The organism is Mixta theicola, from assembly GCF_002895925.1.
Classification (GTDB): domain Bacteria; phylum Pseudomonadota; class Gammaproteobacteria; order Enterobacterales; family Enterobacteriaceae; genus Mixta; species Mixta theicola.
Genome location: NZ_NWUO01000004.1, coordinates 19,397 through 43,766 on the forward strand (window position 1 = coordinate 19,397; position 24,370 = coordinate 43,766).

At 53.8% G+C, this 24,370-nt stretch carries 21 protein-coding genes; 13 read left to right on the forward strand and 8 right to left on the reverse strand.

Features of this window, described 5'->3' with window-relative positions; translation table 11 throughout:
- Positions 1–9 precede the first annotated feature (9 nt).
- On the reverse strand, positions 10–1,554 hold the full coding sequence (gene malF, locus COO59_RS06725; protein ID WP_103059050.1) for a maltose ABC transporter permease MalF: 1,545 nt from the start codon (positions 1,552–1,554) through the stop codon (positions 10–12).
- A 109-nt stretch (positions 1,555–1,663) separates the two neighbouring features.
- Entirely contained in the window at positions 1,664–2,857 is a 1,194-nt protein-coding gene (gene malE / locus COO59_RS06730; RefSeq protein WP_103059051.1) for a maltose/maltodextrin ABC transporter substrate-binding protein MalE, read from the reverse strand.
- Between the two features lie 337 nt (positions 2,858–3,194).
- Between malE and malK the strand changes: the two genes are divergently transcribed.
- The 3 genes from malK (at position 3,195) to malM (ending at position 6,695) form a co-directional block, all read left to right on the forward strand.
- Entirely contained in the window at positions 3,195–4,328 is a 1,134-nt protein-coding gene (gene malK, locus COO59_RS06735; RefSeq protein ID WP_103059052.1) for a maltose/maltodextrin ABC transporter ATP-binding protein MalK, read from the forward strand.
- A gap of 13 nt (positions 4,329–4,341) precedes the next feature.
- A complete protein-coding gene (locus tag COO59_RS06740; protein ID WP_103059053.1) occupies positions 4,342–5,667 on the forward strand; it encodes a maltoporin in 1,326 nt (441 codons plus the stop codon).
- Positions 5,668–5,762: 95 nt separating this feature from the next.
- Complete coding sequence (malM, locus tag COO59_RS06745) at positions 5,763–6,695, forward strand: maltose operon protein MalM (RefSeq protein ID WP_103059054.1); 933 nt, start codon at positions 5,763–5,765, stop codon at positions 6,693–6,695.
- Between the two features lie 250 nt (positions 6,696–6,945).
- Here the strand turns inward: malM and COO59_RS06750 are convergent, their stop codons facing one another.
- Positions 6,946–7,356 (reverse strand): hypothetical protein, encoded by a 411-nt coding sequence (locus tag COO59_RS06750; protein ID WP_103059055.1) that lies wholly within the window; start codon positions 7,354–7,356, stop codon positions 6,946–6,948.
- 3 nt (positions 7,357–7,359) lie between these two features.
- On the reverse strand, positions 7,360–8,364 hold the full coding sequence (locus COO59_RS06755; protein ID WP_103059056.1) for a hypothetical protein: 1,005 nt from the start codon (positions 8,362–8,364) through the stop codon (positions 7,360–7,362).
- A 283-nt stretch (positions 8,365–8,647) separates the two neighbouring features.
- Here COO59_RS06755 and ubiC point away from each other — a divergent pair, with 283 nt between their 5' ends.
- Both ubiC and ubiA read left to right on the forward strand, forming a co-directional pair.
- Entirely contained in the window at positions 8,648–9,175 is a 528-nt protein-coding gene (gene ubiC / locus COO59_RS06760) for a chorismate lyase (RefSeq protein ID WP_103059057.1), read from the forward strand.
- Between the two features lies 1 nt (position 9,176).
- Positions 9,177–10,058 (forward strand): 4-hydroxybenzoate octaprenyltransferase, encoded by an 882-nt coding sequence (ubiA, locus tag COO59_RS06765; RefSeq protein ID WP_103059302.1) that lies wholly within the window; start codon positions 9,177–9,179, stop codon positions 10,056–10,058.
- Between the two features lie 82 nt (positions 10,059–10,140).
- Here ubiA and plsB read toward each other — a convergent pair whose 3' ends face one another.
- Positions 10,141–12,564 carry a glycerol-3-phosphate 1-O-acyltransferase PlsB gene (plsB, locus tag COO59_RS06770; RefSeq protein ID WP_103059058.1) on the reverse strand — a complete coding sequence of 808 codons (2,424 nt, stop codon included), beginning with the start codon at positions 12,562–12,564 and terminating at the stop codon, positions 10,141–10,143.
- Between the two features lie 128 nt (positions 12,565–12,692).
- On the opposite strand from plsB, the gene COO59_RS06775 reads away from it, so the two are divergent.
- The 4 genes from COO59_RS06775 to COO59_RS06790 all read left to right on the forward strand — a co-directional run bounded on the left by COO59_RS06775 (position 12,693) and on the right by COO59_RS06790 (position 15,623).
- On the forward strand, positions 12,693–13,061 hold the full coding sequence (locus COO59_RS06775; protein WP_103059059.1) for a diacylglycerol kinase: 369 nt from the start codon (positions 12,693–12,695) through the stop codon (positions 13,059–13,061).
- Positions 13,062–13,166: 105 nt separating this feature from the next.
- Positions 13,167–13,775: a transcriptional repressor LexA gene (lexA, locus tag COO59_RS06780; RefSeq protein ID WP_085069641.1), complete on the forward strand. Its 609-nt coding sequence runs from the start codon at positions 13,167–13,169 to the stop codon at positions 13,773–13,775.
- 101 nt (positions 13,776–13,876) lie between these two features.
- Positions 13,877–15,199: an MATE family efflux transporter DinF gene (gene dinF, locus COO59_RS06785; RefSeq protein WP_103059060.1), complete on the forward strand. Its 1,323-nt coding sequence runs from the start codon at positions 13,877–13,879 to the stop codon at positions 15,197–15,199.
- A 211-nt stretch (positions 15,200–15,410) separates the two neighbouring features.
- On the forward strand, positions 15,411–15,623 hold the full coding sequence (locus COO59_RS06790) for a CsbD family protein (protein WP_103059061.1): 213 nt from the start codon (positions 15,411–15,413) through the stop codon (positions 15,621–15,623).
- A gap of 146 nt (positions 15,624–15,769) precedes the next feature.
- On the opposite strand, the gene zur is transcribed toward COO59_RS06790, so the two are convergent.
- Positions 15,770–16,285 (reverse strand): zinc uptake transcriptional repressor Zur, encoded by a 516-nt coding sequence (gene zur, locus COO59_RS06795; RefSeq protein ID WP_103059062.1) that lies wholly within the window; start codon positions 16,283–16,285, stop codon positions 15,770–15,772.
- A 718-nt stretch (positions 16,286–17,003) separates the two neighbouring features.
- Here zur and COO59_RS06800 point away from each other — a divergent pair.
- Both COO59_RS06800 and dusA read left to right on the forward strand, forming a co-directional pair.
- Positions 17,004–18,269: a conjugal transfer protein TraF gene (locus COO59_RS06800; RefSeq protein WP_103059303.1), complete on the forward strand. Its 1,266-nt coding sequence runs from the start codon at positions 17,004–17,006 to the stop codon at positions 18,267–18,269.
- A 104-nt stretch (positions 18,270–18,373) separates the two neighbouring features.
- Positions 18,374–19,369 carry a tRNA dihydrouridine(20/20a) synthase DusA gene (dusA, locus tag COO59_RS06805; RefSeq protein WP_103059063.1) on the forward strand — a complete coding sequence of 332 codons (996 nt, stop codon included), beginning with the start codon at positions 18,374–18,376 and terminating at the stop codon, positions 19,367–19,369.
- A gap of 315 nt (positions 19,370–19,684) precedes the next feature.
- On the opposite strand, the gene COO59_RS06810 is transcribed toward dusA, so the two are convergent.
- Entirely contained in the window at positions 19,685–20,668 is a 984-nt protein-coding gene (locus COO59_RS06810; RefSeq protein WP_103059064.1) for a quinone oxidoreductase, read from the reverse strand.
- Between the two features lie 96 nt (positions 20,669–20,764).
- Here COO59_RS06810 and dnaB point away from each other — a divergent pair, with 96 nt between their 5' ends.
- Entirely contained in the window at positions 20,765–22,171 is a 1,407-nt protein-coding gene (gene dnaB / locus COO59_RS06815; RefSeq protein WP_103059065.1) for a replicative DNA helicase, read from the forward strand.
- Positions 22,172–22,347: 176 nt separating this feature from the next.
- On the forward strand, positions 22,348–23,541 hold the full coding sequence (locus COO59_RS06820) for an amino acid aminotransferase (RefSeq protein ID WP_103059066.1): 1,194 nt from the start codon (positions 22,348–22,350) through the stop codon (positions 23,539–23,541).
- Positions 23,542–23,614: 73 nt separating this feature from the next.
- Here COO59_RS06820 and COO59_RS06825 read toward each other — a convergent pair whose 3' ends face one another.
- On the reverse strand, positions 23,615–24,124 hold the full coding sequence (locus COO59_RS06825) for a cytochrome b (protein WP_103059067.1): 510 nt from the start codon (positions 24,122–24,124) through the stop codon (positions 23,615–23,617).
- Positions 24,125–24,370 lie beyond the last annotated feature (246 nt).

Genomic DNA, 24,370 nt, shown 5'->3' on the forward strand with positions numbered 1-24,370 from the left:
TTTCGCTCCTTAATCCGTCTTAATCCGGGTGAATCGCAGGTTAAACAGCGCCAGCGCGCCGACCAGCAGGAAAATCAGCGTGGCGATAGCGGCCGCCAGGCCAAAATCCTGACCGCCGCCGCCTTCAAAGGCGATGCGCCAGGTGTAGCTCACCAGCAGATCGGTATAGCCCGCCGGCGTGGTGGTGCCCAGCCGGTCCGGTCCGCCATCGGTAAGCAGCAAAATCAGCACGAAGTTATTAAAGTTAAAGGCGAAGCTGGCAATCATCAGCGGCGTCAGCGGCTTAATCAGCAGCGGCAGCGTAATGCGGAAAAAGTTTTGCAGCGCCGTGGCGCCGTCCAGCGCCGAAGCTTCATACAGGTCGTCGGGAATCGCTTTTAGCAGCCCCATGCACAGAATCATCATGTAGGGATAGCCAAGCCAGGTATTGACGATCACCAGCATGGTGCGCGCCATTGCCGGATCGCTGAACCAGGCGGGTTTGATGCCGAACAGGCCGTCGAGCATCATATTGATCTCGCCAAAGCTCTGGTTAAACAGCCCCTTGAAGATCAGGATGGAAATAAAGGCCGGAACCGCATAGGGCAGGATCAGCAACAGGCGATACACCGCGCGCCCTTTTAACGCTTCCCACTGCATCAGACAGGCCAGCACCATGCCTACCGCCACGGTCAGCAATACCGTGAGCGCTGCGAAAATGACCGTCCAGATAAAAATGGCGATAAAAGGCTGCTGAATACCCTTATCGGTTAATACGCGCAGAAAGTTATCCCAGCCGACAGCAACCGTATAGCCGGGGCTGAGTTTCTCGCTGGTCCACTGCTGGTTAGCGTCTTTGGTTTGCCAGAAGCCGGTATCGCCGTTGGCATACCAGACTTTACCGGTCTGTTTGTCGGTCAGCGAGTTATCCTCGCCGAGACGGTAGAGCGGCTGGGTGCCGGAGAACTGGCGCAGCGAACTCATGCGCAGCTGGGTGCCGTCCGGTAAGCGCGCCGTTAGCTGTGAAAGCGCCTGACGATTTTTGGTAATTTCGCGCAGCATAACGCGTTCGCCAGCGGGCTGTTGCTGCGTTTCGGTAAGAGTAAGCGTCTGCTCACCTTTTCCGGCAAGCGAAAAGAGCGGCGTAATAAACTGCTTATCGTCCGGGCTTTTCAGCAGCAGTCGCCACTCATTATTCGCCGTTGACCAGAGGGAAAACGCGTAGCTGTCGCCAGCCTGAAACTGACGATCCAGCAGAACCTGACGCGCCCGCTCAAAAGAGAGCTGGTTGGTGCTGCTGTAGTTGGTAAAAGCGATGGCGATGGTACAGGCCAGCGGAAACAGGATAAACAGCACCATGCCCGCCAGTCCGGGCCAAACGTAGCGCCACGCCTGAGCACGGCGGTAGAAAAAGGTAATCAGGCCGCTGCTGAGCAGTATCAGCGTGACGATAGCGAACAGGTATTCGCCCTGGGCATACATCAGAACAACCAGATAGCCGGTTATCATCACACACAGGGCAAGAACCAGCCACTTCAGGGCGTCACGCTGCCACCACAATGCGGATTTTGCCATTTCAGGATCCTTCTGCAATAGAGTAAAAGAGGGGATCGGGCCAGCCGCAGCACCGGGCCACCTGGCGGTGAGCGCCGCAGGTGGCCCGGTGCAAAGCGCCAGCAAGCCCTTACTTGGTCAGGCGATTTTCGGCATCTTTCAGCGCGGCTTCCACCGTCTGACGACCGTTAATCGCGTTCAGCACCGCGCTACGCTCGGCGTACCAGAAGGCGGACATTTGCGGCACGTTCGGCATGATCTCGCCTTTCTGCGAGTTCTCCATGGTGGCGGCAATCTTTTCATCCTTCGCCAGCTTCTCCTGATACGACTTCAGCGCCACGGCACCCAGCGGCTTGTCCGCGTTCATTTTGGCCAGGCCGTCGTCGGTCAACAGATAGTTTTCCAGGAATTCTTTCGCCAGTTCTTTATTCGGGCTGGCGGCGTTAATACCGGCGCTCAGCACGCCAACAAACGGCTTCGACGGTTTGCCTTTAAAGGTAGGAAGCAGGGTCACGCCATAATTAATTTTGGCGCTGTCGATATTACTCCATGCCCAGGGGCCGTTAATGGTCATCGCGGTTTCGCCTTTATTAAAAGCCGCTTCGGCAATGGCGTAATCGGTATCCGCATTCAGGTGTTTATTTTTAATCAGGTCGATCAGGAATTTCAGACCTTCCTGCGATCCCTGATTATTGACGCCAACGTTTTTCACGTTATAGCTGCCGTTCTCTTTCTTAAAGGCGTAGCCGCCGTCTGCGGCGATAAGAGGCCAGGTAAAATAGGGTTCCTGCAGGTTAAACATCAGAGCGCTTTTGCCTTTGGCGCGCAGCTGTTTATCCAGCGCCGGGATCTCTTCCCAGCTTTTTGGCGGGTTAGGCAGCAGATCTTTGTTATAAATCAGCGACAGCGATTCCACCGCGACCGGATAACCGATCAGCTTGCCGTTAAAGCGCACCGCATCCCAGGTAAAGGGATAAATTTTGTCCTGCAGCGCTTTATCCGGTGAGACCTCGGCCAGCAGGCCGGATTGCGCATAGCCGCCAAAGCGATCGTGCGCCCAGAAGATAATGTCCGGGCCGTCGCCAGTCGCCGCAACCTGCGGATATTTCTCTTCCAGCTTATCAGGATGCTCAACGGTGACTTTAATGCCGGTATCCTGCTCAAACTTTTTACCCACTTCCGCCAGGCCGTTGTAGCCTTTGTCGCCATTAATCCAGATGACCAGCTTGCCTTCTTCGATCTTTGCCAGCGCAGCGCCCGGTAACAGCGCGGCGGTCATGGCGCATAACAACAGCGTTTTGCCATTAAGTTTGAACTTTGACATTTCCCTTACCTCTAAACGTGAGTGGTTGTCGTTAGGCAGGAGTCTGCTGATAAGAGACGGCTGACTCATCCTCCCTGTTCCTACGCCCCACCGGCCAGAATTGTGATCCCTGTAGCTTTTTTGCCGCTTTCTGCGTGCCAGCACACAAAAAATAGCCCCTTTTCCTGCCGTTTCGATCACGAAAAAGCCTGACGGGTCAGTCAGATCCCCCTCTTCGCTACAAACTCATCCTCCTGCCTCCTCCCCCGTAAAAAAGCGGATGGTGGAGGATTTTTCCTCCCCCGCCTTCGCGCACACTCCTGCCATTCAAAGGAAGTCATGGAGATGGGAGAGGCCAATGTCGAATGTGGTGTTGAAAGAAGTCACCAAATCCTGGGGCGATGTGGTGGTATCGAAAGATATTAATCTGTCCATTGCCGAAGGAGAGTTCGTGGTGTTTGTCGGGCCGTCAGGCTGCGGCAAGTCAACGCTGCTGCGCATGATTGCCGGGCTGGAAGAAATTACTTCCGGCGAACTGACTATCGGCGGTAAACGCATGAATGAGGTGCCGCCAGCCGAGCGCGGCGTGGGAATGGTCTTTCAGTCTTATGCGCTTTATCCCCATCTGACGGTGGCGGATAACATGTCATTCGGCCTTAAGCTGGCCGGCACCCATAAAAAAGAGATCCAGCAGCGCGTTTCGCAGGTAGCGGAAGTGCTGCAGTTAGCGCATCTGCTCGATCGCCAGCCGAAGGCGCTCTCCGGCGGCCAGCGCCAGCGCGTCGCGATTGGCCGTACGCTGGTGGCGGAGCCGCAGGTATTCCTGCTGGACGAACCGCTCTCTAACCTTGATGCCGCGCTGCGCGTGCAGATGCGTATCGAAATCTCCCGCCTGCATAAGCGCCTGAAGCGCACCATGATTTACGTCACTCACGACCAGGTTGAAGCGATGACGCTGGCGGACAAAATCGTGGTGCTGGAAGGCGGACGCATCGCTCAGGTCGGCAGGCCGCTGGAACTGTATCACTATCCCGCCAACCGTTTTGTCGCCGGTTTTATCGGCTCGCCAAAAATGAACTTCCTGCCGGTAAAAGTAACCGCGACCGCCATCGATCAGGTGCAGGTTGAACTGCCTAACCGCCAGCAAATCTGGCTGCCGGTGGACAGCACCGCCGTACAGGTCGGCGCCAATATGTCGCTGGGCATTCGCCCGGAACATCTGCTGCCCAGCGAAGTGGCTGACGTCACGCTGCAGGGTACGGTGCAGGTTGTCGAGCAGCTCGGTCAGGAAACGCAAATCCATATCCAAATCCCTGCGCTGCGTCAGAACCTGGTTTACCGCCAGAACGACGTGGTGCTGGTTGAAGAAGGTGCCCAATACGCCATCGGACTGCCGCCACAGCGCTGCCATCTTTTCCGTGAGGATGGACGCGCCTGCCGTCGGTTACACAGCGAACCCGGTGTAGAAGCACACATAACAGTAAAATCATAACAGGAGAACAGCGATGTTAACGCGCTCTAAGTACCCTCTGGCCGTGGCAGTGGCCCTCGCAGTTGTGGCACCGCACGCCAGCGCGGTGGATTTCAAAGGTTATGCCCGTTCCGGCATCGGCTGGACCGGCAGCGGCGGTGAGCAGCAATGCTTCCAGGCAACCGGCGCCAACTCTAAGTACCGTCTCGGTAACGAATGTGAAACCTATGCGGAAGTTGAGCTGGGCCAGGAAGCCTGGAAAGAGGGCGATAAAAGCTTCTATGTCGATACCATGATCGGCTACAGCGTATCGCAGCAGAACGACTATGAAGAAGACTCCCCGGCTGTACGCCAGATGAACGTGGTGGGTAAAAACCTGTTTGATGCGCTGCCGGGCGCCAACATCTGGGCCGGTAAGCGTTACTACAAACGTCATGACGTGCATATGATCGACTTCTACTACTGGGACGTTTCCGGTCCTGGCGGCGGTATTGAAGATATCGATCTGGGCTTCGGTAAGCTGTCGCTGGCCGCGACCCGCAACAGCGAAGCGGGCGGCTCTTCCGCCTTTGTCTCCGGCAATACGCGTGGTGCAGCGAAAGATCGCGCCAACGATATTTTCGACGTGCGTTTAGGCAACATGGAAGTGAACCCCGGCGGTTCGCTGGAGCTGGGCTTCGATTATGGTAGCGCGAATGATACCGAAGGCTACAGCCCGAATGTTGAAGATGCCTCTGACGATGGCTGGATGGCCACCCTTGAACATACCCAGACTTTCTACGGCACCAGCCTGAACAAATTCGTTGTGCAGTACGCCACCGATGCGATGACGGAGAACCGCAACGGCCGTCCGGGCACCGCAGCCAATAACAACGGTTCGATGATTCGCGTTATTGACCACGGCGCCATCGACTTCAACGATACCTGGAGCCTGATGTATGTCGGTATGTATCAGGACGTGGATCGCGATAACGACAACGGCACCACCTGGTACACCGTGGGCGTGCGTCCAATGTACAAATGGACGCCGATCATGAGTACCCTGCTGGAAGCGGGCTACGACAACGTCAAGTCGCAGCGTACCGGCGAGCATAACAGCCAGTATAAAGTGACCCTGGCCCAGCAGTGGCAGGCGGGCAACAGCATTTGGTCGCGTCCGGCCATTCGCGTGTTTGCCACCTACGCCAAGTGGGATGAGAAATGGGGCTACGCTTCCTCAGAGGAAAGCGATCAGAACTATGTTGGTAACCTGCCGGGCACTACCGCTGGCGTGGCCTACAGCGATAACGCCGCCCATACCTTCAGCCGTGGCGATAGCGATGAGTTCTCCTTCGGTATCCAGATGGAAGCCTGGTGGTAATAAGACAACCTGACAGGGCATAGTCAGCCCTGTGTCCTGCCTTAGCCCGCCTCCCTATTGCCTGAGAGAGGCGGGTTTCTTTTGAGGATAAAAAAATGAAAAAACATCTACTCGCGCTCTGCCTGTTTCCGGCCCTGAGCTTTACCGTGCTGCCAGCCTTCGCCGCCAGCACCAGCCTTAATCCGCAGAATGTCGCCACCGCGCCCGCGATCGCCCCGGAAAAACTACAGCGCCTCTCCTGGCTGCCGCTGGCGCCGCCGGTGAGCCAGGATATTGTGCTGAATAATAGCTCGGTCAGCCTGAATGAAGGTGACATCAGCGGCCCGGTCGCCGCCATTGCACTGCCCGCCGATCAGGGTTCGCTGGAAGTCACGCTGGCCAGCATTATGAAAGATCAACGCGTCTATGCGCCGAACGTGCTGGTGCTGGATAGCCAGCTGCAGCCTGCGGCCTTTTTCCCCAGCAGCTATTTTACCTACCAGAAGCCGGGCATCGTAGCGACCAACCGGCTGGAAGGCACCATGAAGCTGACGCCGGTGCTGGGACAAAAACAGATTTACCTGCTGATCTACACTACCACGCGCGATCTGGCGCAAACTTCCACCATGATCAATCCGGCAAAACTCTATGCGGAAGGGGCAAGCAATGCCATCCCTGACGTGCCGGATCCGGTGGTGCAGCATATCAATACCGGCACGCTGTCGCTGAAAGTGAAGAGCGAGCAGAACAGCGGCAATATTATGATCGGCAAACTGTTCGGCTCCGGTGAGTCGAAGCCGGTGGTAGTGGGCAGTACCAGCGCCGCAACGGCGTCGGCACAGCCGACGGTCGGCATGACTGCGCCTGCTCCGGCCGCGAAGTCTGAGCCGATGCTGAATGACACCGAAAAATATTTTAACGACGGCATCCGTAAGGCAGCGAAAGCGGGAGATATTGATAAAGCGCTGAAGCTGATGAACGAGGCGGAACGCCTCGGCTCCACATCGGCGCGCGCAACATTTATCAGCAGTGTGAAAGGCAAGGGATAACATCCCCATATTGCTGATCTTGCTGGACGATTGGTGCGCCGCTGGCGCACCCTTTTTCGGCAGATTAATCGGTTACCTCAGCTGTCCCGCAGCGCTACGGGCAGTTTATTAACGCCGTTGTGTTTGTACTATTTTACGTTATATCGATTTTAGCAATGTGTTAGATAATAATGCCAACGATAGCTGTGTTTTCTCAGTCGTACAGGATTAGTGTGCTGTCGCTAATATCGTTTACAGGGACGTCTGATCGTTATGAAAAATAATTCGAATAAACGTATTTCATCAATGTCATCACGAATATAAAAATAATACAAACCACCATGAACAACGTAACTCTGTAATAATTAATCATCCATCCGGAAAGCCTGTCAGGAACAGCGTCAAAAAAATTATAAACCTCGCTATTTTTATCAAACATAAGCAAAGGTTTCTTCTTTTTCTTGATGCTTACAAAATAATAAATCAGCGTGAAAGACCCAAAGAAACCCATCAATGAGTGGAAATGGTAAGGGGTATGGAATGAAAAACCTTTTTCATAATATAGTTTAACTATTACTTCGTATTTGGCTTTGTTTGCACAATAGTAAAAAAACAGGAAGATAAGAGATAAAAATCCTGCCCATACAGCTGCTATTCCTAAATAAGAAAATAAATTGTTCACGCATTAATCCCTGAAAAAATAATCTATAATTGATTCACCGGCAGTACTGGCGACATATCCTCCTGCAACCGAGCCGATAACAGCACATACCAGCCCGCCAGCCCCGCCTGCAGGTGCCGTTATAATGCCAAGTCCAACACAGATGGCTCCCCCTGCACTTGCTCCAATGGTTCCGCCAGAGACACCTAATAAAGTACTTGCACCAAATTTTGTATATTGTTTAAAAGCAACTCTTCCGCATTCGTTTTCTCTTCCTGTCGAGCAGGCTTTAACCACATCATTGGTCGTGCCAGCAAAAGAAAAACCGATACCAATATAACCGCCATATTTCAAAAAGTTCGCGGCTCTGGCCGCATTACCGATATAAGTTGAATATCCGGGAATACCTGCAATGCCGGCCGTTGACCATTGATGAACAATCGATCGGCTGGAGAGATTTAAAGCCCTGCGCATATCCTCATAGGGTCTGAAATTTACCGAGTGACGAGCAAGAGATTTAACCAGGGGTTTGTTGACCAGTGTTTTTAACTGGTTTAATAACTGATTGCGTTCAGCAAAAAACTGCTGGCCAATGAGCGTGCCTTGCGTCCGGTACTGGTTCTGGTAGGACTCCTCAATTTTCTTTAATGTGCTCTCTATAGCCAGAAAATATTTTTCCCCTACGCCACCCGCCGTGCTGAAAATTTGTTCTCCCGCTTTGGTCAGTCCGGCAATCATGCCGTAATGCTTTTGAAGAAAATCCGCTTCTTCAGCGTTAACGCCGACAAGGGCCGTATTCGTTTTCTGTTTTGCCTGCCTCAGCATGTGCAGCATCTGCATTGTCGCAGCTATATCCGGATCGGCAACGATCAATATCTGTCCGGGCTTCAGCCACTGCGTATCGGCGTTGAGCTTCATAAACATACTGGCTGCCGGAGAGCGAATACTCCTGAAAAGCTGCCGGGCCTGAAAATCCAGCGTACCGGGTTGTTCAACGACACAATATCCTGGGGCAATACTACGTGTCATGCATCCATCCTCCGTTGATGTTATGCAGTTTTATGGCGCCGATGATACGTATGACAGCAAAGATATAAAAGAGAATATCCGGCCATGGCTACCGTTACGGGCAATTTATCATTTCTGTGATGTGTAGACCTGAAGAAAGCTGCCCGGAAGACTGGCTGGAAGGAAAACAAGTAACCCATTAGCGAGTCGCCTCACGCTTCCTCAGCGAATTTCTGCTGCGTTGGGTGTTCTGCGCAAGGCTCTGCGCTACACTATGGCACCTGTTTTTTACCGGAGATGCCGTATGTCCGATAACGCGCTTTCCCTGCTGCGCGCCATTGCCTGGCTTCCCACCTCGTCACCTGCGCTGTCCGCTCCTTTGCTCGACTGGCTATTGGAAGAGGATTCGATGACAAAGCGTTTTGAGCGCCACTGTCAGAAAGTTACCGTAGAGCCGCAGTTTGAAGGCTTCGTTAGCGCTGACGCTATCGCTGAGGAACTGCCGTTTCTGCCGCTGGAGCCGCGCTACTGGCTGCGCGAGATCATTTTGTCGGGTGATGGCGTTCCCTGGCTGGCTGGCCGCACGGTGGTGCCGGCATCGACGCTGGACGGGCCGGAAATGATGCTCAGCCAGCTGGGCACCCGTCCGCTGGGCCGGTATCTCTTTTCTTCCTCCACGCTAACGCGTGACTTTATCGATCCTGGGGTCGCTGCCGCGCTGTGGGGACGCCGCTCGCGCCTGCGTTTATCGGGCAAACCGCTGCTATTAACCGAACTGTTTTTACCCGCTGCGCCGCTTTATCAAAGCCTGCCTGGAGAGCCAAGTGAGTAATATAGAAAAAGAGCTGACGCGCAATAAGCTGCAGGCTTACAGCCGACTAATGCGCATTGATAAGCCGATCGGTTCGCTACTGCTGCTGTGGCCAACGCTATGGGCGCTGTGGCTGGCGGGCGAAGCCGTACCGCCGCTGCAGGTGCTAATCGTGTTTGTGCTGGGCGTCTTTTTTATGCGTGCGGCGGGCTGTGTGGTGAATGACTTCGCCGATCGTAAAATTGATGGGCACGTTAAGCGCACGCAGATGAGGCCATTGGCCAGCGGTGAGGTAAGCGAGAAAGAAGCTAAGGTGCTGTTTGTGGCGCTGGCGCTGATCTCTTTTGCGCTGGTGCTGACAATGAACGCTATTACTATCTGGCTGTCGTTCGCCGGGCTGGCGCTGGCCTGGGTCTATCCTTTTATGAAGCGCTATACCCATTTACCACAGGTCGTATTAGGTGCCGCCTTCGGCTGGGCTATCCCGATGGGCTGGGCGGCGGTAAGCGGCAACGTACCGCTGAACGGCTGGCTGCTATTTTTCGCCAATATTTGCTGGACGGTTGCCTACGATACGCAGTACGCCATGGTCGACAGGGATGATGATGTAAAAATCGGCGTGAAATCTACCGCCATTCTGTTTGGGCGTTTCGATAAGCTGATTATTGGCCTGTTGCAGCTGGCGACGCTGCTGCTGCTGGCGATCGTTGGTCAGCGCATGGGGCTGGACGGCGCGTTTTATTGGTCGCTGCTGTTAGCCGCCGCGCTGTTTGTCCATCAGCAGAAGCTGATTGCTGAACGTCAGCGGGAGCGCTGTTTTCAGGCCTTTCTGAATAATAACTATGTTGGGCTGGTAATTTTTATCGGCATCGCCCTTAATATGCCGCCGTTCAGCCAGTGGTAGCGAACCGGGCTGCTTATTAATAACAACGAATAAAAAAGCGGGCGCCACTGGCGCCCGCTCTGTTTTACTCTTCAGCTAATTTTTAGCTATGCGTAACGGCATTTTCAATCGTCTGGCGTACATCGCTGGTGATCAGCTCAGCCAGCAGATGATAAGTGCTCTGCGTCTGCTCCAGTTCAGCATCGCCGGTATCGCTGATATAGCCTTCGTCACGTAGCGTCAGCACCAGCGTTGAGAACACCGCCTTATCGAAAAACTCCGGCGCGTTAATGCCATGCAGCACCGACAGACGCTGAGCCAGCGTACGGCTCTCTTTCTCCAGCGAACCACGGTTAATCGCCGGATTGGCACCGAGAATAGAGAAAGTAATGGCATAGCGCTGCAGAGTTTCACGCATACCTGCAGCCAGCAGCTGCAGCGTACGGAAACGCACCGCGTTCAGGCGCATCACATCGTTTTCAATGGTGATCAGCTGCTGACGCGCCAGCTCGGCAACCAGCTGTTGCAGCAGCTGCGGCAGCTCTTCTTTATCCCAACGCAGGAACAGCTCGCTTTTCAGCAGCGGGTAAAGCACCAGCACCTGACGCAGCAGCTCGGCGGCGGAGATTTCGCGATGCTGCTGCACGATAGCAGCAATCAGCGACGGCATCACCAGCATGTGATGCACATTATTGCGATAGTAAGTCATCAGCACCGCCTGCTCGCGCGGCAGGATAATAATATCGCCAATATTATCTTTTTCCGTCTCGAACTTGTTCATGTTCAGCGCGTGTTCCAGCAGCGCTTCCGGCGTCATAACCGGCACGGTCGCGTCCGGCGAATAGGGCACGTTACGCAGCAGATCGAGATAGCATTCCAGCTGCTCGATAAGCTGTTCGCGGGTGAGCGAACGCTGACGTGAGGCCAGCAGCGCGGTAACGCACAGGTTCATCGCGTTGGCGGCGCTGGCGTTGTTAATGCGCTCCATAATCTGCTGGGCAATATCATTTACCGCCGGCGTTAGCCACTGCGGGCGCTGCGCTACGATCGGATCGATCGAGTCACGCCATTCCGGCACCTGCTTGTTGAGGTAGTTTACCAGCGGCAGCGGCTCGCCGAAATTCACGTAGCCCTGGCCCAGATTGCGCAGCTTGCTCAGGCCGCGCAGCATTTGCATAAAGCCTTCTTTCTCTTTGGCCGCGCCGCGCAGTTCTTTAGCGTAAGTGCCTACTTCCATGACGTGTTCATAGCCGATATAAACCGGCACCACGGTAATCGGGCGGTTACCGCCGCGCAGCATCGCCTGAATCGTCATCGCCAGCGTCCCGGTTTTCGGATCGAGCAGACGGCCGGTGCGTGAACGTCCGCCTTCGACAAAATACTCAACCGAGTAGCCGCGGCTGAACAGCTCGCCCAGATATTCGCGGAATACCGTGGAGTAGAGTTTGTTGCCTTTAAAGGTGCGGCGGATAAAGAACGCGCCGAGACGACGGAAAATCGGTCCGGCTGGCCAGAAGTTAAGGTTGATGCCCGCAGCGATGTGCGGCGGCACCAGCCCCTGATGATAAAGCACATAGGAGAGCAGCAGATAATCCATATGGCTGCGGTGGCAGGGCACGTAAACCAGCCCGTGACCGTCCAGCGCCAGCTGACGAACGCGTTCGCCGCCGCTGACGTTGATGCCCTGATAGATTTTGCTCCATGTCCAGCCAATCACCCGGTCGGTGAGGCGGATCATCTCATAGGAAAAGTCAGCGGCGATCTCTTCCATCAGCTCGATGGCATTCTGCTGCGCTTTTTCCTGCGAGATTTTCTTGCTGCGCGCCTCGTCTTCTACCGCTTTGGCGATCGCCTGCGACTGCAGCAGCTTATTAAACAGGTCATGGCGTACCGGCAGACGTGGGCCTACGGCGGCCAGACGCTGACGGGCAAAGTGAATGCGCGCCACGCGCGCCAGCTTCTGCGCAATGGTTTTATCGGTGCCGTGTTCAGTCGCCATGCGACGCAGAGAAACCATCGGCGAAAAACGCACAAAGCTATCGCGTCCCAGCCACAGCACGGCAAAAAATTTCTGCACGCCGTTCAGCTCGCGCAGGTGAGGGGTTTGTTCGCCCTGCACCTCACGCCCCGGCGCACGGCCGAACATCACCGAAACCGGCACCATCTGCACATCAAGATCGGGATTGTTACGATGCAAATCGAGGTAGTCGTGAAACAGCTTCACTGATTCCTGATTTGGCACAAAATAGGGGAAAACGCGCGGCCCGTCATGGATAAAGACGTGACGCGGCAGCAGGGCGCCGTCTATCTCCAGCGGCTCAAGCGGATCGGGCAGATCGTGCAGACGACACTGGGTGCGCAGCGCAAGGAGATCGGCCTTTGAATCATAAGGCAATACATACATAATGGGGCGCGAAGTATCGAGTCCCAGCTCTGTTACCGGATCGCCCGGAATCGCCTTACTTTTAACTAAAAATGTAAGTGGTAAATTCAATAACTTATAATAAAGTTTACGCCAACCTGACATAGACAACATGAAGCCTCTTGTTAGCAAAGCGCCGCAAGCATACCAGAAAGCGCATTGAAGATCTGTGGTGTTGCAATTAGTGCTGCATCCTGACATTGACGTTAAACATTGCAAAGGGTTCCCTAAAGATGGCAAATAACGTAACGGGCCTGATCCGCATCATTAAAGCGTTCGGATATTCCTGGAAAGGCCTGCGGGCAGCCTGGCAACATGAAGCGGCGTTTCGCCAGGAAGCTATCCTGGCGCTGTTGGCGGTGGTCATCGCCTGCTGGCTTGATGTTGATGCCATAACGCGTGTTTTGCTGATTGGCTCCGTTTCTCTCATTATTATCGTCGAGATCCTTAACAGCGCGATTGAAGCGGTAGTTGACCGCATTGGCAGCGAGTTTCATCCGCTGGCCGGGCGGGCCAAAGATATGGGCTCTGCTGCGGTGCTGCTCAGCATCATACTGGCCCTTTTTGTTTGGGTAACCCTGTTGTGGCCATATTTACGATAGCGTTTCCATAATAGATAAAGAGTTGTTTTTTACCCAGCATCCGGTTTCCATTCCGCTAATACCTGTATATACTCACAGCGACTGTATAAACAACCAGGGGGCGGGATGAAAACCTTAACGGCTCGGCAGCAGCAGGTTTATGACCTGATTCGCGATCACATTAATCAGACAGGTATGCCGCCAACGCGCGCGGAAATCGCCGCCCAGTTAGGATTTCGCTCCCCTAACGCAGCAGAGGAACACCTGAAGGCACTGGCGCGTAAAGGCGTTATTGAGATGGTGTCCGGTGCTTCGCGCGGTATCCGCCTGATGGCGGAAGAAGAAAACGGCCTGCCGCTGATTGGCCGCGTTGCCGCCGGTGAGCCGCTGCTGGCGCAGGAGCACATTGAAAGCCGCTTCCAGGTTGACCCTAATCTGTTCAAGCCGCATGCTGACTTCCTGCTGCGCGTCAGCGGTATGTCAATGAAAGATATCGGCATTGTCGATGGCGATCTGCTGGCGGTGCATAAAACGCAGGATGTGCGTAATGGCCAGGTGGTAGTGGCGCGCATTGATGATGAAGTTACCGTTAAGCGCCTGAAGCGACAGGGCAATACCGTGCAGCTGCTGCCGGAAAACAACGATTTCCAGCCGATTGTCGTCGATCTGCAACAGCAGACGCTGACTATCGAAGGTCTGGCCGTTGGCGTTATTCGTAACGGCGACTGGCTGTAACGACTCAATGGCGGCCTGCGGGCCGTCATTTACCTCCCCTATAGATTTTGTTCCGGCGATAACCGCTGTGGCCTGTCGCCATATTCTTTTTGCGGATTGCCATGCAACTCTTCTCTGCGACCGATAAACACCTCTGGCGGCTGGCGCTGCCAATGATCCTCTCAAATATTACCGTACCGCTGCTGGGCCTGGTGGATACCGCCGTTATTGGTCATCTTGACAGCGCCGTCTATCTGGGCGGCGTTGCCGTAGGCACTACGGCAACCAGCTTTCTTTTTATGTTGCTGCTTTTTTTACGCATGAGCACGACCGGGCTGACCGCCCAGGCATTTGGCGCGGGAGATAAACCAGCGCTGGCACGCGCGCTGGTACAGCCGTTATCCATTGCCGTTATCGCCGGAATTGCCTTTATCCTGTTGCGGGGCCCGCTAAGTGCCCTGGCGGCACAGATAGTTGGCGGCAGCCCGGCGGTGCTGGAGCAGGCGCAGCGCTTTATTCACATACGCTGGCTCAGCGCGCCCGCCACGCTAGCCAATCTGGTGATACTCGGCTGGCTGCTGGGCGTACAGTATGCGCGGGCCCCGGTTATTCTGCTGGTGGTCGGCAATCTGGTAAATATTCTGCTCGATCTGTGGTTTGTTATCGGCCTTGGCTGGGGCGTGGCTGGCGCGGCGGCGGCTACCGCCATCGCTGAGACTGTTTCGCTGCTGGCGGGGCTGGGGCTGGTATGGCATGTGCTGCGCCTGCGTCAGATAACCTTTACGCATTTAAAAAATGGGCTAAAGGGCGACATGCGTCGATTACTGCGTTTGAACCGCGACATCATGCTACGTTCGCTACTGCTGCAGCTGTGCTTCGCCTCGGTCACTATTTTAGGGGCGCGGATGGGCAGCGAAATTGTGGCGGTAAACGCGGTGCTGCTGATGTTTCTTACCTTTACCGCCTATGCGCTGGATGGCTTTGCCTATGCGGTTGAGGCGGTTTCGGGCGAGGCCTTTGGCGCACGCGACAGCGCTAAGCTAGATCGGGTATGGCTTGCGGCCTGTCGCCAGGCGGGGCTGGTCGCGCTGTTGTTTGCCGTGGGTTATGCACTTTGGGGAAGGGAGATTGTCACGCTGCTGACTTCCCTGCCGCAGCTGCAGGCGCTGGCAAATCACTATCTGCCGTGGCAAATGGTGTTACCCGTTGTGGGCGTCTGGTGCTATTTACTGGATGGCATGTTTATTGGCGCAACGCGCGGAAGTGAAATGCGCAACAGTATGGCGCTGGCGGCGTTGGGATTTGGGCTGACGTTATTAACCGTGCCGTGGCTGGGAAATCACGGCTTATGGCTGGCTCTCACCGTTTTCTTACTGCTGCGTGGACTCACGCTGGGATGGATATGGCATCGTTATCAGCGGCGGGGCGATTGGTTTACGCTTTGACGCATTTATTACGGTGACTGGATGCGCTGGGTTTTCAGCACGACTGACGGTTTATGATTCGTTATTTTGGTTCATATCTCTGTGTTTTTAAGCAAAACCATAAGTTTCTACTATCATTAAAGGTGTCACACACAAGGAATCAGCGTTTTTACGGTAGCTCATTGTCGCTGATAGCCAAAAGCTGTTAACACCCAAGGTAGAGGATAAAATTATGAACAGAGACGAAGCCGGCGGTAACTGGAAACAGTTTAAAGGTAAAATGAAGGAAAAGTGGGGCAAGCTGACCGATGATGATATGACCGTCATTGAAGGTAAACGCGATCAGCTGGTCGGTAAAATTCAGGAACGCTACGGTTACGCAAAAGATGAAGCGGAAAGAGAAGTGAGCGATTGGGAAACCAATAACCGCGATTATCGCTGGTAAGCCTGTTTTTCAGGATAATGCTCCTGCCCAGGCACAAGGAAAGTGCCGCTCACCGTTCTTCCTGCCTGTATAACCTTATTGATTACAGCAACGATTCTTCTCTATTAGTAGTGCCGATGCTTTCCGGCTGCGACACCCATTCCGGTTTATCGCCCACGTTTTTTATCCGTTATGCTGTGATCGTGCGTACAGCTTTCCGGATGCTGACAGTTTTCCACATCCTTGCAGCCGGCACACAGCCCGTGAGCCTCAATCACGCTATTACGCAATGAAAAGCCGCTCTGCTGAGACAGCAGCTGTAGAAGGGTTTCCACTCCCTGCGCATGCTGTTCGCTGACGGCGCCGCAGCGATCGCAAATCAACATGGCGGAGGTATGCTGCGGTTCTTCAAAATGATGGCATACCACGTAGCTATTGTTCGATTCAACGCGATGAATAAAACCCTGCTCCAGCAAAAAGTCGAGAGCGCGATAAATGGTGGGCGGCTTGGCCTGTGGTTCAGAGACGCGTAGCAGATCGAGCAGATCGTAGGCGCTGATAGCCGTATTTTGTTCAGTCATCAGACGCAGCACCTCCAGACGCTGCGGCGTCAGGCGCACGTTGCGTTGCAGACAGATTTTTTCAGCCTGCGACAGAATCTGTTGTGAAGGTGATACGCTCATAATCTTTCTCCGGGCGACTGGAATGTTATTTTATCACATGGCTATTACCAGACAAAATGATTGCCAAATCGTCAGTTGAGCGGTTAACAAAAGCTGAATAATTAATAACTTAACAAAACAGGGATCGGCTGAAATTTCGCGCAAAATACTAACGCAATAATGCTTCCCGCTGATGGCCTGGCGCACCTGTCTTCTTAAGCCCTTCCGCTGTTACCGTTTTGCCATCCTCATTGTTAAATAACGCTTTAATTTATGGAGTTTTTTGCGATAAAACGCCGCTTGTAACTCATTTTTCTTTTGTCTGTTTATCGTTGTCTAAAAAATGTCGCTTCTTCCTGAATCTCGCCTGAAAATGTGCCTAAAGTTGCCTTAAATAGCTGAAAAATAGCAGGTGAACGCCTGTGCTGAGTGAAGAAAGCGTCTTGATCATACTGATAGTGTTATCTATTCTGTTTACATCCACTAATGAGTCGTGTTTTCTGTTTGCAGTGGAAAAAGCTCCAGGTAATGTTAAAACAGGCTTAATAGCTACAGAAAAACTAAACTGCCAGAAACAATAAAAGAAAAGTTAAGCCGTTGATTGCATAAAAAAGCAGCAATGCGCTGATAAGACGGGGAAAATGGCCTGAGCTCAGATTAATAAAACAGGCAATTGCCGGTCATTATTCGCCCAGCGGTTTTCTTCTTACTTGCGGCTTATTTTAGGTGGTGACTGATGATGGCAAAGAAAAGCATTCATTTTTTAAAACTCTCTCCTGCGGCGGCATTAATGCCGTTAATGTTTACCTCTTTTTCTTCCCTGGCAGCCGGCAGCTATTTTGATGCGCGTAATGATGCGATGGGCGGTACCGGCGTGGCTTCATCCAACTATACGACCGCGCCATTATCTAACCCGGCGCTGCTGACCAAAGGCCGCGCGGAAGATAACGTAAGCGTTATCCTGCCTTCTGTCGGCGTGCAGATCACGGACAAGAACAAAATGGTAGATAAGATTGATGATGTAACCAATACCGTCGATCGCTATCAGGATGTGTTCAATGGCTTTGACCTTCAGGATCTGCTGACGAATCCTACCGGCGTGATTGGCAGCGTGCGTTCCGCCTCCGGCGATTTGGCTAATCAGCTGCGCGATCTGCGCGGCAACAAGGCTAATGGCTCTGCCGGTGCCGCTATCGTGGTTGCGGTGCCTAATGAAACGCTGCCGTTTGCGTTTGTGGCCAAAGCCTACGGTACGGCGCATCTACAAGCCGATGTGGCGCAAAGCGATATCGACTATCTTGATTCCGTGGCCAATGGGTCAATCTTTCCTATGCCGGGCGATCAGTATCTGCTGCGCTCCAGCGCCACCGGCGTGGCGGCGATTGTGGCCGATTACGGCATTGCGGTAGCGCATGAGTTTAAGATTGGCGAACAGTCGGTCTCGGTAGGCATTACGCCAAAGCTGCAGCAGACTCGCCTGTATAACTATCGCGCCTCGGTTTATAACTTCGATAAAGATAAAGTCACCGACAGCGAGTACCGCACTAACGATACCGGCTTTAACCTGGATGCTGGCCTCTCTACCGACGTGGGCGAAAACTGGACCTTTGGCCTGAGCGCGCAGAACCTGATTTCACGCGATATTAAGACGAAAGAGGTCAATGGCTATCAGGATACCTACCAGATCCGTCCGCTGGTCACCGCTGGCGCTGCCTGGCACACCGAAAAGCTGACTGCCAGTCTGGATGTGGATGCCACCCGCACTAAGCGCTTTAAATCGCAGGATGATAGTCAGTACGCAGGCGTCGGGGTGGAATATCGCGTCCTTGACTGGCTGCAGCTGCGCGGTGGCTATCATGCCGATATGAAATCTAACGATGCCAACGTTTTCAGCGCCGGTTTTGGCCTCTCGCCGTTCAATAACCGCGTTCACCTCGATCTGGCGGGATCGGTCGGGGAAGACGATACCTGGGGCGCGATGGCGCAGCTGGGCTTCTCTTTCTGATAAACCAGGCGGCTGCGTCGGAAACGACGCGGCCCTACAGCCCTCGCGGCAAGCTGTGTTATCATTGCGCATAATTTCCACGAACGCTTCGAGTTTTCCGTTTTATGTCCCAGGCTTTCTCTTCCCAACGCTTCTCCATCGCGCCGATGCTCGACTGGACCGATCGTCACTGCCGTTATTTTCATCGTCAGCTGACACGTAATACGCTGCTGTATACCGAAATGGTCACTACCGGCGCCATTATTCACGGCAAAGGCGATTATCTGGCCTATAACGATGCGGAACATCCGGTTGCCCTGCAGCTGGGCGGCAGCGATCCGGCAGCGCTGGCACAGTGCGCGCAGCTGGCGCAGGCGCGTGGCTACGATGAGATCAACCTGAACGTGGGTTGCCCTTCCGATCGCGTACAGAACGGACGTTTCGGCGCTTGTTTGATGGGAGAGGCGGCGCTGGTTGCGGATTGCGTTAAGGCGATGCGTGATGTGGCTTCCGTTCCGGTTACGGTTAAAACGCGCATCGGTATCGACGATCGGGACAGCTATGAGTTCCTGTGCGATTTTATCGGCACGGTGGCCCAGCAGGGCGGCTGCGATACTTTTATTATCCATGCGCGTAAAGCCTGGCTGTCTGGTCTGAGCCCTAAAGAGAACCGTGAGATCCCCCCGCTGGACTACCCGCGCGTTTATCAGCTTAAGCGCGATTTCCCCCAGCTGACGCTGGCTATCAACGGCGGTGTGAAAACGCTGGAAGAAGCGCAGGAGCATTTACGTCATCTGGATGGCGTAATGATGGGGCGCGAGGCCTACCAGAATCCAGGCCTGCTGGCGCAGGTGGATCGCGTGCTGTTTGGCAGCGCCACGCCAGATGCCGATCCGGTCGCCGTGGTTCGCGCAATGTATCCATATATTGAACGCGAACTGTCGCAGGGGACCTGGCTGGGCCACGTCACGCGTCATATGCTGGGTCTGTTTCAGGGTATTCCTGGGGCGCGGCAGTGGCGTCGTTATTTAAGTGAAAATGCGCATAAGCCGGGGGCAGGGATCGAGGTGGTTGAAAAAGCGCTGTCGCTGGTGGCGGATAAGATGACGGCAAGCGTCTGATTTGTTTTATTTATGTTAAAAGCCGTACGGTTTATTTATTTTCATTGAACATTTAACCACTACGGCAAGATCTTTCGATCGCTACTTATCAATGGGTTAACTAACAAACTCAGCGTAAGTTGCGCGCTGGATCACAGAGTGACATTTTGCTTTGCCGGTTTTCGCAATTAAACATATTTTTTACTTATAAATTCTGCGAGACTGTTTCTCGTTGAGTCGAAATAATTATCGCCGCTGTACCCTACAACAGCGCGAACTAAAAAAAGCAAAAGGGCTTCCTTCGGGAAGCCCTTATTGTTGCGTGCGCCGGTCGGCTTAGGGGATCAGCAGGCTGGAGCCGTGCGTCGCGCGGCTTTCCAGCTGCGTATGCGCACGCTGCGCCTCACGTAAGGGGAAGCGCTGGCTTTCCGGTACTTCCACCTTAATCGCGCCGCTGGCAATCATAGAAAACAGATCGTTACTGGCCCGCTGCAGTTCATCCCGCGTAGTGATATAACCGTTGAGCGAAGGGCGCGTCAGGTAAAGCGAACCTTTCTGGTTAAGAATCGACAGATTAACGCCGGTCACCGGGCCAGAGGCGTTGCCAAAGCTGACCAACAGGCCGCGCCGCTGTAAACAGTTGAGCGAAGCTTCCCAGGTTGCCTTGCCCACTGAATCATAAACCACGCGCACTTTTTTTCCGTCGGTAAGTTCGCTGACGCGCTGCGCAATATCCTCTTCACGATAGTTGATTGTTGCCCAGGCGCCGCGATCCTTGGCCAGCTGCGCTTTTTCCGCCGAGCCAACCGTCCCGATCAAATGCGCGCCGAGCGCTTTCGCCCACTGACAGGCGATAAGCCCCACGCCGCCTGCCGCTGCGTGAAACAAAAAGATCTCATCCGCCTGTACTTCATAGGTCTGGCTCAGCAGATAGTGTACGGTAAGCCCTTTCAGAAACGAGGCTGCCGCCTGCTCAAAGGAGATGACATCGGGCAGCAGCGCGATCTTATCCTGATGCACATTATGAATTTCACTGTAGGCGCCCAGCGGGGATTGCGCGTAAACCACGCGATCGCCGGGTTTTATCGCCGTAACGTTGCTGCCGACTTTTACCACCACGCCTGCGGCTTCGCTGCCGATCCCGGAAGGCAGCTCAGGCGCTGGATAAAGCCCGCTACGCACGTAGGTATCGATATAATTAATGCCGATAGCTTTGTTCTCTACCTGTACCTCATCTTCAGCGGGGTTGGAGGGATTAAAGTCAATCCACTGCAGCGTTTCCGGGCCGCCGTATTGGGCGATTTGAATACGTTTTGCCATTATCACTCCTGTCGGTTTCCAGATACGACATGACGTCAAGCAGGCGAAAAACGGGTATACTTGCGCGTCACTCACACATTCGGTATTGCATTCACTATGGCAGGAAATAAACCCACCAACAAATCCAACGAGGTTCGCGATCGCCAGGTAGAAGGGCTGAAATTGCCGCCCCATTCGCTGGAAGCGGAGCAGTCGGTGCTGGGCGGGTTGATGCTGGACAACGAGCGCTGGGATAACGTCTCAGAGCGCGTGGTGGCCGAAGATTTCTACAGTCGCCCTCATCGTCTGATATTCAGTGAAATGCAGCGGCTGCTGGAAGCCAGCCAGCCCATCGATCTGATTACGCTTTCCGATTCGCTGGAGCAGCGCGGCGAGCTGGATATGGTTGGCGGCTTCGCCTATCTGGCCGAGCTGTCAAAGAATACGCCCAGCGCGGCAAACATCAACGCTTACGCCGATATTGTGCGCGAGCGGGCGGTGGTACGCGAAATGATCGCGGTAGCGAACCAGATTGCCGACGCCGGTTACGATCCGCAGGGACGCAGCAGTGAAGATCTGCTGGATTTCGCCGAGTCGAACGTCTTTAAAATCGCCGAACAGCGCGCTAATAAAGACGAAGGCCCGAAAAACATTGAGCAAATTCTGGAAGCGACGGTTTCGCGTATTGAGTCGCTTTATCAGAAGCCGCACGACGGCGTAACCGGCGTGGATACCGGTTATCAGGATCTCAATAAAAAAACCGCCGGTTTACAGGGTTCAGATTTAATTATCGTGGCGGCGCGTCCGTCTATGGGTAAAACCACCTTCGCGATGAACCTGTGTGAAAACGCCGCGATGCTGCATGAAAAACCGGTTCTTATCTTCAGCCTTGAGATGCCCAGCGAGCAGATTATGATGCGTATGCTGGCTTCGCTGTCGCGCGTCGATCAGACGCGTATTCGTACCGGCCAGCTGGATGATGAAGACTGGGCGCGAATTTCCGGCACCATGGGTATTCTGCTGGAGAAAAAGAACATCTATATTGATGATTCCTCCGGCCTGACGCCAACTGAAGTTCGCTCACGCGCGCGGCGTATTTTCCGCGAAAATAACGGGTTAAGCCTGATTATGATCGACTACCTGCAGCTGATGCGCGTGCCGTCGCTTTCCGACAACCGTACGCTGGAGATCGCCGAGATTTCCCGCTCGCTGAAAGCGCTGGCGAAAGAGCTGAACGTGCCGGTGGTGGCGCTGTCGCAGCTTAACCGCTCGCTGGAACAGCGTGCTGATAAACGTCCGGTAAACTCCGATCTGCGTGAATCCGGCTCGATCGAGCAGGATGCCGACCTGATCATGTTTATCTATCGCGACGAGGTTTATCACGAAAACAGCGATCTGAAAGGGATCGCCGAAATTATTATCGGTAAACAGCGTAACGGGCCGATCGGTACGCTACGCCTGACCTTTAACGGTCAGTGGTCGCGTTTTGACAACTATGCCGGCCCGCAATACGACGACGAATAATATGCACGTTTTGTGCATTAGCAGGAAAACCTTATTCCTGGCTATCACGCGCGCGTTTCACCAGACGCCGCTGGGCTGGGAATGACTGACCATTGAGGTCGCCTGATTAATCACACTCCAGACGGACGTTATGAAGTTTGATCTGATAAACGACACTATCACTATGGAGATTTACCGTGTTTCAGAAAGTTGATGCCTACGCTGGCGACCCGATTCTTACGTTAATGGAGACCTTCAGGCAGGACCCGCGTCCGCATAAGGTTAACCTGAGCATTGGCCTTTATTACAACGAGCAGGGCATTATCCCGCAGCTGCAGGCGGTAGCCGAAGCGGAAGCGCGTCTGAATGCCCAGCCGCAGCAGGCATCGCTCTATTTGCCGATGGACGGGCTGGCCAGCTACCGTCAGGCGATTGCGCCGCTGCTGTTTGGCGCGCAGCACACGGCGCTGCAGGCAAAACGCATCGCGACGATTCAAACCGTTGGCGGTTCCGGCGCGCTGAAAGTCGGGGCTGACTTCCTGAAGCGCTATTTCCCGCAGTCGCAGGTTTGGGTGAGCGATCCCACCTGGGAAAACCACGTGGCGATCTTCGCGGGCGCCGGTTTTGATGTGTATACCTATCCCTGGTATGACGCGCAAACCAACGGCGTGAAGTTTGATGAATTTCTTGCCACGCTGACGTCGCTTCCCGCGCAAAGCGTGGTGCTGCTGCATCCCTGCTGTCATAACCCGACCGGCGCCGATCTGACTAATGAACAGTGGGATCGCGTCGTTGAGGTGCTGAAGGCGCAGCAGCTGATTCCCTTTCTGGATATTGCCTATCAGGGCTTCGGCGCCGGTATGGAAGAGGATGCTTATGCTATTCGCGCCATCGCTGCTGCCGGTATTTCAGCGCTGGTCAGCAACTCCTTCTCAAAAATCTTCTCGCTGTACGGAGAGCGCGTCGGCGGCCTGTCGGTAGTATGCGCGGATGCGGAAGAGGCGACGCGTGTTCAGGGGCAGCTGAAAGCCACGGTGCGCCGCAACTACTCTTCACCGCCAAACTTTGGCGCTCAGGTCGTGGCCTGCGTGCTGAATGATGCAGCGCTAAAGGCCAGCTGGCTGGCGGAAGTGGAAGCGATGCGCCTGCGGATTCTGGATATGCGTCAGGCGCTGGTGACGGCGCTGAGCGCCGCGCTGCCGGGCAAGAACTTTGGCTATCTGCTGAAACAGCGCGGCATGTTCAGCTATACCGGCTTGAGCGCGCAGCAGGTCGATCGCCTGCGTGAAGAGTTTGGTATCTACCTGATTCACAGCGGACGCATGTGCGTAGCGGGTCTGAACCGTCAGAACGTGCATCAGGTTGCTGAGGCTTTTGCGGCGGTGATGTAAGCGTGATATTGAAAAAGGCGGTTCTGGCCGCCTTTTTCATATTATTGAGCTTATCAGCCGATTGCGCGGAGCGTCATAATGTCATTCTGTTTAGTAAATTATGCCCTTTACGATGATGCTTTATTACAGCCAGAATATGCCCGACGATTAACAAGCCTAACGTAGCGCAGGAAAATTTATGGGCTTGATTAAACCAATGGGTCAGTACCGGATCCTGTAACGGCTGTGCAAAAGTAATAATATTAAACACGTTAATATCTCGTTCCATCATTAAAACGCCGGTCACCATTACCAGGGCAATATTGTAATAGATTAGCAGGTGTGCTTTTTTTGCGATGCGATCTTGATGGGCGGTCAACGGCGAGCATTGCGGCTTGCCATAGCGTAGTGCACAGCCGATACGCAGAATAAAAACCGGAATAAACAACGTAGTAAGCGAAACGTTTAAAAAACTCACCCATTCTTTGTGCTGCGCTGCGGAGTCAAACAGCGCGATATAAAAACCACTAAGGGTTCCCCATATAATAACTACAGCTGAAATCCAGTGTAAAATAACCTGAGACTTTTTATATTTTACTTCCATGATTAATCCCGTGTCCTTTTGTTTTTTAATTAATAAATTAAATTAAATTAAATTCGTAGTACTGGCATTTATTTCCGGTTGAGTAATAACGAAAGAGTGAATAATAGTGGTGCGGTAACGATAACAGCATAAATTCTTATCTCAACCTACAGGAAATGGATTAAAAGCGCTACCCGGACGCTGTTGTATATATTGCGTTAGATTAAAATGAACCATGTCTGCAACAGCAGTCAGTTTTTTTTCCTC

Bases quoted from the DNA above. Each gene is read 5' to 3' on its own strand.
- malF (WP_103059050.1), bottom strand. From the start codon at position 1,554: ATGGCAAAATCCGCATTGTGGTGGCAGCGTGACGCCCTGAAGTGGCTG.
- malE (WP_103059051.1), bottom strand. From the start codon at position 2,857: ATGTCAAAGTTCAAACTTAATGGCAAAACGCTGTTGTTATGCGCCATG.
- malK (WP_103059052.1), top strand. From the start codon at position 3,195: ATGTCGAATGTGGTGTTGAAAGAAGTCACCAAATCCTGGGGCGATGTG.
- COO59_RS06740 (WP_103059053.1), top strand. From the start codon at position 4,342: ATGTTAACGCGCTCTAAGTACCCTCTGGCCGTGGCAGTGGCCCTCGCA.
- malM (WP_103059054.1), top strand. From the start codon at position 5,763: ATGAAAAAACATCTACTCGCGCTCTGCCTGTTTCCGGCCCTGAGCTTT.
- COO59_RS06755 (WP_103059056.1), bottom strand. From the start codon at position 8,364: ATGACACGTAGTATTGCCCCAGGATATTGTGTCGTTGAACAACCCGGT.
- ubiC (WP_103059057.1), top strand. From the start codon at position 8,648: ATGTCCGATAACGCGCTTTCCCTGCTGCGCGCCATTGCCTGGCTTCCC.
- plsB (WP_103059058.1), bottom strand. From the start codon at position 12,564: ATGTCAGGTTGGCGTAAACTTTATTATAAGTTATTGAATTTACCACTT.
- COO59_RS06775 (WP_103059059.1), top strand. From the start codon at position 12,693: ATGGCAAATAACGTAACGGGCCTGATCCGCATCATTAAAGCGTTCGGA.
- lexA (WP_085069641.1), top strand. From the start codon at position 13,167: ATGAAAACCTTAACGGCTCGGCAGCAGCAGGTTTATGACCTGATTCGC.
- dinF (WP_103059060.1), top strand. From the start codon at position 13,877: ATGCAACTCTTCTCTGCGACCGATAAACACCTCTGGCGGCTGGCGCTG.
- COO59_RS06790 (WP_103059061.1), top strand. From the start codon at position 15,411: ATGAACAGAGACGAAGCCGGCGGTAACTGGAAACAGTTTAAAGGTAAA.
- zur (WP_103059062.1), bottom strand. From the start codon at position 16,285: ATGAGCGTATCACCTTCACAACAGATTCTGTCGCAGGCTGAAAAAATC.
- COO59_RS06800 (WP_103059303.1), top strand. From the start codon at position 17,004: ATGGCAAAGAAAAGCATTCATTTTTTAAAACTCTCTCCTGCGGCGGCA.
- dusA (WP_103059063.1), top strand. From the start codon at position 18,374: ATGTCCCAGGCTTTCTCTTCCCAACGCTTCTCCATCGCGCCGATGCTC.
- COO59_RS06810 (WP_103059064.1), bottom strand. From the start codon at position 20,668: ATGGCAAAACGTATTCAAATCGCCCAATACGGCGGCCCGGAAACGCTG.
- dnaB (WP_103059065.1), top strand. From the start codon at position 20,765: ATGGCAGGAAATAAACCCACCAACAAATCCAACGAGGTTCGCGATCGC.
- COO59_RS06825 (WP_103059067.1), bottom strand. From the start codon at position 24,124: ATGGAAGTAAAATATAAAAAGTCTCAGGTTATTTTACACTGGATTTCA.